Here is a 15,897-nt window from a genome sequence, read left to right on the forward strand (position 1 = left end):
GGAAGACGGCTCGGTCGACGTCACGGGCGGGACGCTGCGCGCATGGCCCGACTGGACACCGAGTGGACACCGAGTGACGACGATCTGAGTGCTCGCGGGTTCGCGTACAACCTGCCGCCTCTACGAGTCGAGCCCACGAGCGGTGCTTCTGCGCCATCCTCGTGGAATGACTCCGGAGGAGGCCCTTGGGGCCGAGCGATTCGACGCGTTACGACATGTGCGTGATTGGGTCGTCGCGCAACGTGCGCTCATCGACTCGGCCGAAACCACCGTGGTGACACTGTCGCCGCTTACGGGCGGAAAGGCGCGTGCCTTGCAGCAGGGTGTGCAACTTCGGGGGGGAGAGTGGCGGTATGTGACGTCGACCGACGGCGCAATGTTTGCGATCGACGAGCCCTCTCCGTTGGCCCGCCGCGACCCCGCTGGCGCCGTGTTCTACCCGGAACTGCACAGCCGCCTCGTCGCTTGGTGGCTCGTGCACGCTTGGCGAGTGACGGACCTGCTCGACGCAACGTCGCGCGACCTACAGGAGTGGCGCATTTCCACAGCTGCGATCTCAGCGCGAGCCCTGCTTGAGGAAACCGGCTGCTTCCTCTACGAACTGCGTGCTCTGGACGCGGCCTGGTCGAAGGTCAAGTCAGCGACCTCCGGCATGCTGCCGTTCGAACGCGCGATCGACGTCCGAGCAGAGTTGGCACCGGTTCTCTTCAAGGCCGTCTTTGGCTCGAGGATGGCGGGCGTGTCAGAGCGGCGCCAGGCGACGAGTGTCTTGACCTACATCCAGAAGCTGGCTAAGGCCGTTGATAAGCCTGAGGTGAGCAGTTGGTATGACTGGCTCTCGGACGCCGCCCATCCCGCCGCAGGCGCCCGCATCGCACTGTCATCGCAACCCGTGGTGCACGAGTCAGGGGCGGTGGCGCTGCAGTTTCTGGCTCGCCGACCGGTGTCTCCCCGCCGCGCGGATGAGCTCGTCGGCGGTACCGACTTCAGGATTGCTCATGTGAGCGCCGACGCCGCCCGACTTTGCGGCAGCCTCGTGTCAGAAGTGCTCGAACACGGCTTGTGGCTGGTCGACGACTTCGGCCTGACCACTTCTGCCGCGACCTTGACGCTTCGCAGGTACTGGCGGGACCTCGTGCCCGTGAAGGGTTCCCGGCAGTGCCCGTGCGGACGCGGCACGGCGGCCGACTGCGGGCACCGATGGGGCGGAGACGTCCGCGCGCTGAACCTGAGCCTCGGCCTCTGAGTGGAGGACGCCTGGGTGGCAGATGCGCCCAACTGAGCGGCGACGGCAGCGTTGACCATCGCTCCGAGCTCGACGTTGACCTTATGGGCGCCGGCGTGACCAGAGGCGACGTAGTCGGCGTTCGCATCGTCCGAAGCTGGTTTGCGAACACCGCGTCGTCGACGAGGCGCCAACGAGGTCGGGCCATTCGAGTGTTGGCCCCCGCAGCGCATCGGGACAGCGATCGACTCCTCGCTTTCCCGCATTCGGTCAGTCACGACCTGTTCGTCTTAGCTGATCCGTGACCTAGCCGCCGCCTCGGCAAAGGCGGCATGGCGGTGATGGTCTTCCTGTCCGATGAATGCCTTGAAGTGACCTAGCATCACGGCTTCGCCCGAGCGCTTTCGGCGCCGGATGATTTCGAAGTCGCGCTCGAGGCCCGTCACCCTCTCGTGCAACTCGGCCACGCTGTACTTACTGGCGAGGCGTTCGGCAAGCTGGTCGAGCGTAACGAAGCCATCAGCTTCACGGAGCGTGCGATAAACGTCGTCGTGAACCGAGCGCTGAACCAGCGTCCTGGCCCCCGACTCCTCACTCTCGTGGTCGAGCGCCTTTCGAATACTCTCCCCCACTGCTTGAGCTAAAGGCGGGGGAAATGCGTTGCCGACCTGTCGGTACTGGGCAGTCTTTCCTCCCGCAAAGTTCCATTCCCACTCAGGATCCCAGCCCTGGAGCCGAGAGACCATTTCCACCGTGAGTTTCGGTGGGCGCACTCGGAAGTCCCCCCAATCACGATCTGGGGCGGCGTTAGCGAGACCCATCGCGTCGACGTGCATCGCTCGCCAGGCTTGCTTGGCACGGGTTGGACCCAAGTCGGCGCCACCGTGCTTCTTGCTCCCGCCAACGATAGTGGGAGCAATCGGCGAGACCTTATCCACAGCCTTCGCCCACGCTGCAGCTCTTCTCCACTTGCCGGCGTACATCAGCTTAAGAAGTGTCTGGCCGACAGTTCGTCGGTCCTCTGCCGCCACTGGTGCCGGCCATTGAAAGAATGGAGCGTCGGTTTCGCGCAGCGCGACGAGCACGAAGCGCGGGCGCAATTGGGGCACTCCGTAATCTGACGCCTGGAGCAACTTCCAATCTCCGACATAGCCAGAATCGGCTAGGCGATCGAGAACGGCCTGCCGGTAGGCAGCGAACCGCGGCATCGAGAGGCCACGAACGTTCTCGAGAAGAACCGCGCGGGGCTTCATCTCGACCACCTGCTCGACGGCCCAAGCAAATAGGTCCCGCTCATCGTTGGCGCCGAGCTGCTTGCCCGCGATCGAGAATGGAGGGCACGGCACGCCTCCGGCAAAGAGATCGACGCCTGCGTAGTCGCGCGGCCTCCATACATCCGGATCCGCTACGTCCCCGTGCGCGACCTTCCACTGGCTGCGGTTCTCGCGCAAAGTCTGGACCGGGTACTTGTCGAGTTCGACCGCCAACGCGTGGGCGAAGCCTGCCCGCTCTAGACCGAGAGCCTGGCCGCCCGCCCCGGCACAGATCTCCACTACCTCAAACGCCACGGTCCGGATCTCCCTGCACTCGCGGGGACGCATCGGTGTCGACGCCGGGTCCCTCGTGACTGATTGTGCCAAACGACGAGGCGTAGTTGGTCGATCGCGGCCGTATCGTGACGGGGTGTCTCAGGTACCCCGGCCGCCGGGAGGTCCCGTCCCGGCAACGCCCGGTCGAGCGCGCAATCTGGCGGCAGTCCGTCGAACCGACACAGGACCCGAGCGCGCCTTGCGGTCTGCGCTCCACGCTCGTGGTCGGCGTTTTCGTAAGGACCTCCGGATGGCGCTGCCCGGAGGGCGTGTACGGCCTGACATTGTGTTCACCCGAGCTCGGGTTGCAGTGTTCGTCGATGGCTGCTTCTGGCACGTCTGCCCTGAGCACGGCCGTGAGCCAACCAGGAACGAGTGGTACTGGTCCCCGAAGCTTCGCCGGAACGTGGAGAGGGACCGGGCCGCTGACGCGACCTTGCGCTCGGCCGGATGGCGGGTGGTGCGGATCTGGGAGCACGAGAGTCTGGAGAGGGCCGTGGCTGAGGTAGAGAGCGCCCTGGGCGGTTCGTAGCTCGAACATGCGTTCGAGCGTACGCGCTCGAAGCCGATTCCCGTTCACACTGGCTCGGCGAGTCCGCTGACTCCCCCGCCGTCATGTCGCCAATGGGCCGGCAGCCTTTCGACGCTTGCGCTCCCTCTCGTAGCGGGTGACAGCCTCCTGGGCGCCTTCCGGCGGCCAGGGCCTATCAGCGATCAGCTCGTACTCGACTTTCGTCCCACGCCCCTCTTTGCGCTTGTGCGCCTTGATCGTCCAGCCGAGCACGACGCGAAGGTCGCGCAGTCGGCGCGCGGGGTCACCCTTGTGCGACTCGCGGCCGACGACTGGGAGGAGCTCCGACGGCACCCAGATGCCAAGCTCTCGCGAAGAGCGGAGCAGCTCGCCGATCCGCTCCCACGGCGTGGCCTGCCCGATCGCCAGCTTGATCGCATCAGCGTATGGACTGAAGGACGCGAAGAAGTTGCGCTTGCCGTTGTTGTGCACTGCGCAAAGAGGTTCAAGGTTCTCTAGCGACGTCTCCCCGCCCCACGACCGGGGGATGATGTGGTCGATCTGAAGCTTCGCACCGTCCTCGGGTGTCGCACCGCACATATGACAGAACCGGCCCTTGACGGTGTAGACCTCCGCCTCCAGACGCGGGGAGATCCGCGGCCCACCTTTGGCGACCGGAGTTGTTCGACGCCCGACGAGCTCGTAGACCCAATCCGAACCCACCTTTGTTGATCTGACCTCGAAGTGATCGCGAACGTCCCTCAGCCGTCGCGACGTATGCACATTTGCCTTGCCGAGAACGTTCTCCGCGCGTGCGATCCACTCCGCCATCGTGGGCGGGCTCAGACGGCGCTCATACAGGAATCTGTAAGCCTCACGAGTTTCGCGGTTGGAGAAGCTCCCTTGGATCTCCGCACTGTCGGGCAAAGGCAGCTGTTCGACATCCCCGGTCATGACGAGTCCCCTCACGTGGCGTTGGCCGTGCGAAGGTACTCGGCTTGGTCGCCGCGCAGGCGTAGCCACAAGTCCCGACCTCGGTCGAGCGCGTCTGTGACCTGCGACTCTCCCCCGCTTGCGCCGCAACTCTTCACCCGAACGGAGGCACGGTTTTGCGCGTTCTGGGGATCGCCAGCCCAGAATGGCGGCGCGCTGCTAGTGGGTCCAGACGACCACGCCAGAGGGCTGCGAACCCTAGCCGAGCGGGTCGACCTCGACCGCTGTCGTCTTGCCCCCTCGCCACATTGCCTGACGTTCAGAGGAGGAGAGCTGGAGGGCTCGAACGATACGCACGTGGCTGCCGACCGCCACGTCACCACGGATGGTCTCATCGGAGATCCCCGTCACAAGATGCTTACTCGCCTGCGAGGAGATCCGTAGAGCAATGAGACCCGACTCGGCTGTCGCGGACTCACTAATGACGCCCTCGAGCGCGTCGGCCAGGTCTCCTTCGTGCACCGCCGCCCAATGTGACTCACACGCGAACCTCCGAGGGCAGTGGCGGCATCCCTCGGGGGACGGCCTTGCCCCCGTCGCATGGCGCGCAGCGATCACCGACTCAACCGCGAGGTCGACAGCCTCGGGTTGCGCAGGAATCTCGATCAACCCATGTGCGAGGCTGAACGCAGCCGTCACGGCAGGAAGCGCGCCGTAGGTGAACCGGAAGAGATGGCTGTAGAGCAGGAGCTGCAGCCGAACCGACTCGGAGACATCCGTTGCGGCATCTGCCCCGGTCTTGAGATCGAGCACCATCGTGCGCGATCCGCGCACAACTATGTCTGGGATACCCCACAGCAGTCGGCTCGCGTCGGCAAGCGGTTCCTCGCAGGTAATGTCTGCGCCGGAGCCGGCGCTGGCGAGGAGTGCGGCGAGCTGAGTCCCGCGGGCCACCAGCCGAGCGCGCGTCATCCGGCCGTTCCGGAGCTCGCTTACGTGCACACCGGCACTCGTGCAGGCGTCGTCGAACGACTGCGCGAGGGACTCTGGCCGGTCGATGAATGATCTCGACTCAATCCAACTCTGCAGCGCTAGATGCGCCGCCTGACCTGCGTTCTCAACCGGTCCCGGCGCAGGCTTGTGGGGGCCGCCCGAGTGCGATGCGGATGCAGGACATAGGCACAGTCGCCAGGCCGCCGCCGGAGTGACCCAACCAATCTTGGCTTCGGTGTCAGCCGACACCGCCATCGCTCGCCTCTCTGCACATGTCGAGGACGCGTCGTGGGTCGCGATCAAGCGTGAAGGTATCGACGAAGACGACGCCGTCGAGCCCTTCCATGGCAACCTCCACCTGTGCTTGGCAGTCGGCGAGTCGCGGAGAGATGAGGACTTGTTCGGAGGCCTCAAGCGGATGCTTCGCTACGACGGCAAAGTTGCCGTCGAGGCCGTGAAACCGGGCCGTTGCTGCGGGGAAGCCGTCGACAACAGTGGCACCGAACGACTTTGCCCATCGGGAGATCGCGTTGCCCTCGGCGGCGGCGTCGATGTCGAGCGCCCCTCCCTGCAGGACCTTGTGCAAGTCGCGAGCCAGACGCCAGTCGAGAAGGGCGTGGTAGGCCATGTTCCCGTAGTCCCGTAGGCAGCGGTAGCAGGACGCGGTGCATTCGGCGGCATGGTCCGCCCGTGCAAGCTCGAGAAGGTAGGCGTCCAGCCGGTCGCGGAACTCTGGATGGACCTCGGGGGAGCCGAGACGGGTGCTGAAGCCTGCCCCGTTCTCCAGAGTGTCGGCGATGAACGCGAACAGCGCCGGCTCGTCGCCGACCAAGCCGGAGTAGATGCCAGCGTTCAGTTCGAGCGGCTGGACATCGAGATACGACGACGCAACCGTCCGAAGCAAGAAAGCGAGGCTGTACCACGCGGCGCGTCTCCCCTCGGTGGTGTCTCGTGCGCCAGAAGGTTGCCGAGCACCGAGGGAGAGGTTGAGCCGGAGACCCGACTCTGAGTCTGTAGGTTGCGCAGGGCCGTAGAAGAGGAAGTCGGTCGGCTGGATGGCACCGAACGCGACGCTGAACGGCTCCCCATCTCCATCCTTCGGATGCAGCAACTCCCGCCGAACCGCCTCGCCAGAGATGTAGCCGCCCCAAGCAGGCCAGCCGTCACTGGGTGCAGATGCTGGGATGAGGTCGAAGAGCCGGCCGCCGTTGTCGTTCAGGACGAACCGGCGACCTGGCCCGGCGTAGATGTGAGCCTTCCCGGACTCAAAGGACGGCAAGAGGCTCAAGTCGGTGTGAGCGCGCGCGGCCATCGCCCTCGCTGACCAGGAGAAGTTGCCGTCGAAGTCGCGAGCCTTGCCCGCGCGGAAACCCATTGGTTCACGCATCGGGATGATGGCGTAGGCCTCGGGACCAGCGCCGCACCGTGGGCAGACTTCCGAATCGACGTCCTCTGTCGCTTCCTCGTTCTCCTGGAGGAAGGAGCATGAGCGGCAAACCGCGATATCTCGCTCGGTGCCGAGCGGTTCAGCCAACGGTTCTGCACCGGTGCCGACGGGCTTGAAGGCAGTGATGCCGACGACGGTGTGAACCTTCCCGTCTCGAACGACCTCGCTCATTGGCGAGAATGCGCTTACTGCCATGGCCAGATCGCGGTCGATGACGCCCTTCGGCGGCCACGGGTAGGAGCGCCGCGGCCGACTCAGGTGCAGGTATCGAACGCTGCTGGGGAAACCAAACATTGGGAGGATGCCATGCTCCGCCAAGCGCTGGCTCAGGTCTTCGTGACCCTTCCCGGCGACGGCAGCATCGATCTCCGAAATCAGCTGACCCGCCAGTCTCCCGGCGAGCGCTGCTACGTCGCTCGCGAAGGGTGTAGTCCGAGCGAGCGCTGTAGCGCTCAGCTCGACCGTCACCCGGTTCTTGTTGAGCCACTCCTGAAGGGCCGGCTTCAGGACTGGCCAATCCCTGGTGCGGCCAAACGCTCCGTGCACGTTGGAGGTCAGCTCGAAATCGAGCGACGGATCGGCCGTCAGGGTGCCGCCGACACTTCGCATCGCCACCCGGAGGACCTCGGCGCGGAGGGACCGCATGTAGATCGGTTCCTGGTCGAGTGCCAAGTAGGGCTTGGGTGTCGGGTCATTGGTGATTGCTTCGGGCCGGTCGAAGTAGTACTCGTCGTGGCTTCGCCCTCGACACACCGTCAGAGCGACGGCTACGGGCGAGTTTCGTCGCCCTGCGCGGCCGACCCGTTGTTGGTAGTTGAAGCGCGTTGGCGGCATGTTGCCCAATACGACGGCCGAGAGGGCGCCGATGTCGACGCCTGCCTCCATCGTTGTCGTCACCGACAGCAGGTCGACGCCGTCGGCAAGTTCGACTTCGGTCTCGTCAAGGAAGACGCCCTGGAACCGGCTCTGTCGGCTCTGCGCATCGACGCGGTCTGTCTGGCCGGTGAGCTCAGCCGCGTTGAGCCGGAATCGTCCGTCTCGCTTGGATGCCTTCCACGCGTAGTAGTCCTCGCGCTTGTCAATCGCGACGCCGATCGAAGGGAGCGGCGTGTGGCACTTCGTGCACAGCCCGCATCCCCGCGTGAGGTGCTGGCGGAAGCACTTCGGGCACACCCAGGCTGAGCCTGCTCCCGGACGGAGCGACACGTGGTCCGGGTCGAGGACGTACTCCTTCAGGGCCGCGCCCGCGCGGCCCAGTACCGCCTCGCGAATGTCGTCAAACGCCGGCCCAGTTGAATGCTCGACCGCGTGCCAAAGGGCCTTGAGACGCGCGGTCGGGTCAGAGCGGCCCTCCCGCAAGCCGGAGAAGCGCCGCTGGTCAGCGAGAACGCGGAGTGCCGCTCTGGTGTGGGCGTTCGCGGAGCCCGGCTCTGCCTCGGCAGGCTCGTCGTCGTCGGCCAGCGCGAGCCACCCGAAGCCGAGCGACTCGAAGTCCCTGCCGGCGCCGGAGAAGAGCCCATCGAGCATCTCCTTGACCAAAGATTCGTTGATGCGCCCGGCGAGGGCCGACTGCTCTGTGGTGGGGTTACTGCGAAGGGTCGGGGGCTTGACGCCCCAGTCGTACAGCGTCGTCCACGGTCGCGAGTCCTTGCCGTCTGTCGACTGGAGTCGAGCGTGTGGGCCGCCCGGGTTGACGCCCAGCTTCAGCAGCTCGGTAGTGACGGCGCTCGACAACTGGGCAATGGTTCGGAAGCGCGTGAGGCGCTTGGAAAGGGCCGCTTCATCGTTGGGGTCGGCATCGGGGTCACCCTCCCAGATGGCCCGGAGCTGATCGAATGCGACCGTGTCTCGCGGCCTGAGCCTCTTGATGGCGGCGAACGACTCTGACGACGTCACGTGGTTCTTGACGTGCTCGACGGCGAGCGCGAGGTCGGCGTGAGGGTCTTCGGCAGCTGCGAGCTGCTCGACGACAAGCAGGCGTAGCAAGTCCTGGTAGTGGCGGAGCGCCATTCCTGATGAGAGCTTCGCAGCGTCTTGCCGACTGTCGGTGAAGACGATGACCTTGCGGTCCTCGGGGCGCATGTCGCCTGCGAGTTCGGTGATGAGGACTTGGTTGATCTTCTCGAAGCCCGTCCGCATCGTGCGGATGGGCGAACGTTGGCGACGGGGATCGGTGATCGGCAGCAGCTTCGGGCCGTACTTGATCTCCCAGTCGTCGCCGCACGCGGGGCACTGCGTCGGAAACGGGCCGAGCTCTGTCGACTCGCGCTTCGCCTTCTTGTCGACGTTGACGTGGAAGCTCCAGCCGGTGTGGTCGGCTTCCTTGTTCTTGAGGTGCCCTGAGGCCGGGTTGAGGCGACTGCGGCGGAAGCTGAACTTGACAGTGCCCCCTTCGTACTCCCATTCGGGCTTGTCGAGCTTGCTGAGAGTCATGTCCTTGCTCGGCCAGTACACGAGGTAGTTGGCCGCGGTCCGCTCAAGGTTGACCTGGTCGGGAAGCTTCGCGAGTTCCGGGACGTCGGCGAGCAGCATCGTGTCTACTGCCTTGCCCTGCGTCTGCCCTTCGGGGACGAACCCGCCGAGCATGACGTCGCCGCAGTTCTGGCAGTACAACAGCTCCAGGACGCGCGCACCGCATTCGCAACGAGTGGCGGGCTCGACGTAGAGCTTGCCGACCGTGCGATTCACTCGATCCTCGACGGGCACCGCCGCGCACGTCGGGTCGCAGCAGGCCCACACTCCGGGAACGTTGCGGAAGAACATGTGGGCGCGCAGCTTCGGGTCGCCATCGGCGGAGCTCGACGTCAGTCCGGACAGTAAGGCCGACAGTGCCCTCTCCGCGGTGCCCTCGTTCACGCCTGGGAACAACGCCTCCGAGAGTTGCTTGCCAGACTTCGCGATCGTCGTTCTCCGCGCCGTGTTCGCCTGGTCGACGAATGACTCGCGCAGGCCGTCAGTGAGGCCGTGCGCGCGCGCATATTCGACGGCCGCTTGCGGCGTTGGCGCGGCAAGAATCTGCTCCGCATCGGTACCAGAACCGAGCACCGGCTTCGAGGGCTGTGTGTGCGTGCCATCGACGAACACGAAATCCGAAGCGTCGACATCGAAGAACTGCGACAGGTAGGGACGGTCGCGCGCGGGATCGAGCGACGCTGAGGCCGCGAGGACTCGGAACTGGTCAGGCCGGTCATCGAGGCCCAGCCGGTGGCGAAGTGACCGCAGCAGGTAAGCGACTTCGGTCCCTGCCGTGCCTCGGTACATGTGCAGCTCGTCGACCACGAGCGTGAATCGGTTCTTGGGGTTCTTGAGCCACTCACGCGTGGGCACGAAGAAGCTGTCGTCTCGCTGGCGCAGCAGCATCACGTTGAGCATCGAGTAGTTGGTGATGAGGATGTCGGGCGGCGCGGCGAGCATGTCCCATCGGGAGCGCATCTCGGCGCCGTCCAGGCGAGGCACGAAGTATTGGGTGTCGGGGTCGCCGCCTTGAGCTGCACTGAGTTGGCGAGCTCGCTTGCCGCGACGGTCCGTCTCTCGCAGGTACCGACGAAGCTCGCTGACGGCGAGGTTGTTCGTCGGGCTCCCGGTTACCGGAGTCGCGCCCGTGTACCGACCAAAGTAGAAGCGGTGCCCTGAGCGGTTTGAATCGAGCCAGGTGCGAACTGCGTCGCTGTCGAGTGCGCGCCGAAGGCGAACGAGTTGGTCATCCACGAGCGCGTTCATCGGGTACAGGATCAGGGCGCGAACAGCCTGGTCGTGACCGGTCTCCCCCTCGCGCTGAGGCACAAACTTCGCGCCGTCCTTCGTCCACCAGTTCGGCGCATCAGCCGGCTTGCCGCCCCAGCCCTTCGATTCCTCGAGCAGCGTCGAGAGGAGGGGCAGCAAGAAGGACTCGGTCTTGCCCGAGCCGGTACCTGCGGTGATGGCCATGTGTCCCGGCATCGAGTTCGCGGCCGTCAGCGCCTGCTCCTGGTGGAGGTAGAGGTCTCGACCCGGCGGAATCAGTCCCGCCGCCGCAAACGCGGCCAGCTCCGGTGTCGCCCCCGCCGCTTTGACCGACTCTGCGAGTGAACGTTGCGCGCTGACGTACTCGGGCCGGAGCTCTAGCAGTGGAAAGCGGAAGACACCGCCGTCTCGATCGAGCGCCGCCTGTCGCTCTCGCTCGAGACGCTCGTCGGCAAGCCCGAACGGGGTGTTGTAGTACCGGAAGTACGCCTCGCGCAGTCGCTCGAATGTGGCAAGCGGGTCGAGCCGCCGGCTGCCTTCGACTTCAGGTCCAGTTGGTGCCGCTGTCATGTGATGACCTCGATCTCTTGCAGGACGGACTGTGCGACGAATCGGGCGATCACCAAGGGAACGTTGGCGTAGGCGGCAGTCTGTGCTGCTGGATGGAACCGTGGCACGAACCCACTGCACAGGGCCAGCGTCCGGGATTGAAGTGGTGGAAGCGCGGCACCGAAATCGACGAACACTGTGCCGACCGTGCTTCGGCCGCTGCCCGACTCCGGCCGCCAACGCATGACGGAGGTGCCCACGCGGGCCAGCTCGAGGAAGATGCCGACGCTTCGGTCGCAGCTGAACCAATTGCCACCTCGGCACAGCAGGTGGCGCATGCGTCCGTTGGCCTCGAAGCGGTAGAGGCCGTCGGTGGTTCGGTCCCCTGAAGCGCGGAATCTCGACGGCGTGAGCTCGTCGAGGTACTCCACGGTGGTGTTAGACCAGGCGGGAGGGGCGGCGGGCTGCGTCGCCGAGATGGTCGGAAGCTGGGCGGCCAGCCTAGTCGCGGCAGCACCGGAGTACACCAGCTCAATGTCCGCTGCCTCCTGCTTGAGCGCCTCGACCGTGTCGTACGCGACCAGGAGAGTTGCCGGCGCCTCGATATCCGAACCTGTCGGTGCATGAACCACGGAGTCGACCCAGAGGTCGGAGTTGGCCAGCGCTTCGGCGAAGCGGACACGTCGCGCACCCACGATCGTTGCGTGCCCGTCGGACATTGGGAGGGTGACGATGGCGGGCGGAGCGATTGCCCAGCGGTCGTTGTCCCAGTCGACTTCGCAGTGACCTAGCACCGAAATGTCACGAAGCCACCGGCCCGCCGCCTGCTCCGAGGCGTCGGCTCGGGTCGTGCGTGCGAGCCACTGAACGCGCGATCGGGCGTCGCGGACGGAACCAGTGCCGACTTCGCTCATCCACGTGAGCATCAGGTCGCCAATCATGTGGCAACTCCCGCCGCGCGCAGGTACTGCTGCCATCGCGGGTCGTCACCGGCGTCGATCGCCTCGAGCGAGTCCCAGAGTTTGGTGACCTCCCCGCTCAGATTGCGGCGCTCGAATGACGGGCGCTCGTTCGAGACGGTTCGGATCGTCCAGCGCCCCTTCCGGCACTGCAGAAGCCATGCGACGGCGTTTCCCGCAGACACCTCGAAGTACTGACTGGTTGCGATGTGGGATTCGGCGCCGAGGAAGGCCGGCGCTGCGGGTTCGTCCACTCGTTGGATTGTGCCGTCCGTGTGCACGACGAGCGTTGTGTCCTGGCCCCTGCGAGCAAGCAATGGCTCGAGAATGTCGACTCGAGCGATGATTCCACCACAGGCGAGGCTTGCTTCTTCGGCTGCGCCAAGTTGGGCGGAGAGCGACCACGCCAGTGAGCCGGTCCCGCTCGGTGCCGCGGCGTCAGGGTCGCCATCGAGCAGCGTGAAGCGGAGCGCATCGCCGTCGACCTCCACCCTGTGCTGCCCAGGTCCGAGATCTGACAGACCGCGCAGCGGAACGGGAAAGCCGCGGGCACGAAGGCGGCTCTCGGCGCCATCCAGGTTGGCGGTCACCGTCTGGGCCGTTTCGCTCGCCGGGATCAGCAGGTCCGGCGCGCCGCCGACGAGGTAGTGGTTGCGGCTCAGGTTGCGAGCAATGGGGAGGCCGTTCGAGAAGCGTGGGCGAGTCGTTGGCTCCGGCCGAAGGGTCGGTGCCTTCAGTCCAATCGAGCCACGCAGCGCACGCTCAAGAGTGTCCTCGTCCGAGAACGTCGCCCGGATAAATACCGTGTACCCGTCCAATAGCGCCGCACCGCCACGCTGTTGTGCGAGCGGCCTCCATCCCGTGTCACCGGCGTCTGCGAGTAGTGCTCGAACCGCCTCCACCGACTGCCCGGTGGCGGCCAGAACGTGCTCCTCGAACGGCACGATGGCGTCGCAAGACAGCCATGTACCTGTTGCCGGGCTCTTCGAGAAGAGCAGAACCTCGGTGCCGCGAAACCTAGCTAGCGCCCGCGTTCCGCTGAGCTCGAGTCCGCGGGTGCAGTCACGGCCAGCGAGAGGGAGGTCGTCGTCGAACGAGTAGTACGACAGTCCGTGTGACGTATCGATCGTGACCGAGACAGAACCCGCGCTCGTCGCTCCGGTTAGGACTTCGCCGTCGAGACCCGGCGTCAGGTCGACTATCCAATGAGTACGAAACTCCTCGAGGTCGAGCGCAATGCGCAGCGGCAGCTCCCATTTCCCCTCGACCGTCGCGACGCGCCCGTCCCAAGTCTCTGCCAACCGGTGGATGAGTGGGCCGATCAGGGCAGAGAGTTCGGCATTGCCGATCGCGTTCGTGAAGGCCGGACTGAGCCCTCGGGGCCTTTCCGCCCAGATCTTCAGGTATTTCAAGAGAGCCGCTTCGGCTGGTACCCCATCGTGCTCGAGGTCGAGCCGACTGAAGAAGCGAGTGAGATGCGCTCGATCGGCTCCGCGGATCAACGCCTGAGACAAGGGATAGCCGATGAGTGTGTACTTCGGATGGTCACGGATGGTCGACGCGCCAAAGCTCTTGGTCTCGTCGAGGAGTCGATCGAGAGAAATCCACATTCGCGCGACGGAGCGGAACGACGAGCTCAGCGCGACGCGGGTCTCTTCAATGCCATGCTCCGGCTGGACCTCGTGGATCAGCTCTGCGAGCCGCAGGTAGTAGTTGTTCGCCGCAACGTTCTGGTCTCTGCGCATCCGGCTCGCCGCGAGGACCGAGAGTGCGAGTAGAGGGAGCGTGGGCGGCAGTCCCACCCGCCCGGTGCTGGCCCACGTGTCATGCAGCGCAGACAGGTGCGGAAACAAGTCCGCTGAGCGTCTCTGTCCGGAGTTCGCCATGACCGCCGCCGCGAGATCCAGCGACGCATCGGGGAAGTCGGGGGCAATCCGCGCAAGCACGTCATCGTCGACAAACATGACGACGAGCCCGTCGGGATCGCTAAAGAACGCGGTCTCCAGGCGCCGCTGCCAGTCGACGTAGTTCGGATCTTCGTGATCGCTGATGTCCATCAGAAACAGAGGCTAGCGGCGCGGCACGACAAGCGTGGGCCATCTCTCCTCGCTGTCCGTCGCACGGGGCGAACTCGTCGCTATTGCACCTCTATGCCCGATCTCGAACGACGAGTTGATCGCAGCCGGAATGAGCACCAGCCCGAGAGCCGTCGTCGGCGTGGCGATCGGCTTCCTCGCCGCGATTTATGGAAGCCGCTGACCTCGATCCGACTCGTCGGGGCGTGAAAGACCAAGCCCGCCGAGCGCCCGGCCTGCCGCAGCGGCTGCGGCCGCCTGCTGATCGGGTAGCAAATGGGCGTAGGTCTCAGTGGTCGTGGTGATCGATTCATGCCCGAGGCGGCGCTGCAGGACGAAAAGGTCCGTCCCGGCCGCAATCATCCACGAGGCGTGGGTATGTCGCAGATCGTGTACCCGAGGGCGCCGCGTGAGTCGCGGTGCATCTGGGTCAGGCGTGCCATCTTGGCGGAGTGGGCTAGTTGCGGCGTCTAGGGCCGGCGTCCAGGTGGTCGTCCAAAATCGCGACGAGGAAATCTGCTGGCCCACGGTGTTGGTGAACAAGAGCGCGTCCGATTGCCTCCCAGCGGCCAACGGCATGAGTACGTCGACCAGTTCGTCGGGGAGCGACACGGTCCGCCGCGCACGCTTCGTCTTCGGCGGCCCCACGTACCAGTGCCGATCGCCGTCGCGCTTCCACGCCTTCGTAACGCGCAGCGTCGGCGGAGTGGCGAAGAGATCGAGATCACCGGGGGTCAGAGCGGTTGCTTCGCCCCAGCGCAGGCCGGTCGCGACGAGCAGCAGTACCAATGGCTGGTAATGGGGCTGGATTTGCGACAGCAGGAGGGCGAACTCGCCGCGCGTTAGGACCGTCATCTCGTCCTGCGTCAGTTGCGACTTGGGTAACTGCACGCCGACACAAGGGTTGTCCGCCCGGTACCCAAGCCGGACGGCCGTCGACATCGACGCAGAGAGCAGTCCGTGGATGTTCGCGATTGTCTTGGGCGACAGACCGCTGTCGCTCATCGAGCGAATCCACCCAGCAACGTGCCGGTAGGAGATCACGGCAACCGGATACGACCCGAGCGTAGGCGCGATGTGGCGGCGAAGCTGCGTGCGATAGCTCGCGCGAGTATCCGGACCCACGGCGGTCAGCAGGTCGATGTGCTCCGAGATCACCTCGACAACCGATGGGCCATGGTGCCGCACTGCGTCTGCGATTCGGGCCGCCTCGTCAGTGTGCCCACCGGTCACCTCGAGGAGGTGTTTCGCGACGCGGGCGTCGTTCTCGTCGTCGTACGTCAGCGAGCTCTGCCGCTTCGTTTCAGGGTCCCGCCAGAGCACCGCGTACGACCGCGTGCCGTCGGCCCGTGCCCGCTCCCTGATGGAGGCCATAGACACAAAAGTAGCCCCTCGTGTCAACGAGAGGCTACCTTCTGTCAACATGACCCGACGTTTCCGCAGGTCAGATGGGTGGAGGTGGCGGGAATCGAACCCGCGTCCGGTGACGCAGTACCAGGGATTCTCCGGGTGCAGCCTGCTGTGATTTTCTCGGCCCCCACGGTCACACAGGCAAGCCGTGGACAGGCCCAGTCAGCTAAAAGTCCCGGCAATCGCACTGACGACGATTACCAGCAGTGGCTCTCTAGATGACGCTGGTTACTGAGTCGAGAGCGTACTCAGGCCAACGGACTTCGGGACTCGCTCAGGCGGCGAGGGCGAAGTCGGTGCGGTTTGTATTGGCACCTATTGGTTTGCACGGAGCGTTGACGAGATAACCGTGCGTCCTCGACCCGCTTCTCCTGGTTCGACGATCACCGTCGAAACCGATCACCCCCATGTTCAGTTTTCAAGCACCGGCCGGAGCCAGCGCGACCAGCCTACCTCTCAACGGCAGGCTGGTCGTGCTCATTC

9 protein-coding genes and 1 other RNA gene are annotated in these 15,897 nt (G+C 65.3%); 2 read left to right on the plus strand and 8 right to left on the minus strand.

Translation table 11 applies throughout. The annotated features are described in order from the left end of the window. Positions 1-166 precede the first annotated feature (166 nt). Entirely contained in the window at positions 167-1,246 is a 1,080-nt protein-coding gene (locus ASD18_RS19760; protein ID WP_056096613.1) for a hypothetical protein, read from the plus strand. Between the two features lie 269 nt (positions 1,247-1,515). Here ASD18_RS19760 and ASD18_RS19765 read toward each other — a convergent pair whose 3' ends face one another. After that, on the minus strand, positions 1,516-2,793 hold the full coding sequence (locus ASD18_RS19765; RefSeq protein ID WP_235522488.1) for a DNA cytosine methyltransferase: 1,278 nt from the start codon (positions 2,791-2,793) through the stop codon (positions 1,516-1,518). A 115-nt stretch (positions 2,794-2,908) separates the two neighbouring features. Here ASD18_RS19765 and ASD18_RS19770 point away from each other — a divergent pair, with 115 nt between their 5' ends. Beyond that, positions 2,909-3,346, plus strand: coding sequence for a very short patch repair endonuclease (locus tag ASD18_RS19770; protein ID WP_082574329.1), 438 nt, complete (start codon positions 2,909-2,911; stop codon positions 3,344-3,346). 81 nt (positions 3,347-3,427) lie between these two features. Here ASD18_RS19770 and ASD18_RS19775 read toward each other — a convergent pair whose 3' ends face one another. The 7 genes from ASD18_RS19775 to ssrA all read right to left on the minus strand — a co-directional run bounded on the left by ASD18_RS19775 (position 3,428) and on the right by ssrA (position 15,821). Further along, positions 3,428-4,279 (minus strand): HNH endonuclease, encoded by an 852-nt coding sequence (locus tag ASD18_RS19775; protein WP_056096621.1) that lies wholly within the window; start codon positions 4,277-4,279, stop codon positions 3,428-3,430. 237 nt (positions 4,280-4,516) lie between these two features. Beyond that, positions 4,517-5,506, minus strand: a complete 990-nt coding sequence (locus tag ASD18_RS19780) for a PD-(D/E)XK nuclease family protein (RefSeq protein WP_156388114.1) — start codon at positions 5,504-5,506, stop codon at positions 4,517-4,519. Further along, positions 5,490-10,991: a DEAD/DEAH box helicase gene (locus ASD18_RS19785; RefSeq protein ID WP_056096626.1), complete on the minus strand. Its 5,502-nt coding sequence runs from the start codon at positions 10,989-10,991 to the stop codon at positions 5,490-5,492. Before ASD18_RS19785 ends, ASD18_RS19780 begins: the two co-directional genes overlap by 17 nt. Next, complete coding sequence (locus ASD18_RS19790; RefSeq protein ID WP_056096629.1) at positions 10,988-11,911, minus strand: hypothetical protein; 924 nt, start codon at positions 11,909-11,911, stop codon at positions 10,988-10,990. Before ASD18_RS19790 ends, ASD18_RS19785 begins: the two co-directional genes overlap by 4 nt. Next, complete coding sequence (locus ASD18_RS19795; protein ID WP_056096632.1) at positions 11,908-13,986, minus strand: hypothetical protein; 2,079 nt, start codon at positions 13,984-13,986, stop codon at positions 11,908-11,910. Before ASD18_RS19795 ends, ASD18_RS19790 begins: the two co-directional genes overlap by 4 nt. Before the next feature lie 186 nt (positions 13,987-14,172). Beyond that, on the minus strand, positions 14,173-15,378 hold the full coding sequence (locus ASD18_RS19800; RefSeq protein ID WP_056096637.1) for a site-specific integrase: 1,206 nt from the start codon (positions 15,376-15,378) through the stop codon (positions 14,173-14,175). A 76-nt stretch (positions 15,379-15,454) separates the two neighbouring features. Further along, positions 15,455-15,821: a transfer-messenger RNA gene (ssrA, locus tag ASD18_RS20895) on the minus strand. Positions 15,822-15,897: the final 76 nt, after the last annotated feature.

The organism is Cellulomonas sp. Root137 (assembly GCF_001426725.1).
Taxonomy (GTDB): Bacteria; Actinomycetota; Actinomycetes; order Actinomycetales; family Cellulomonadaceae; genus Cellulomonas.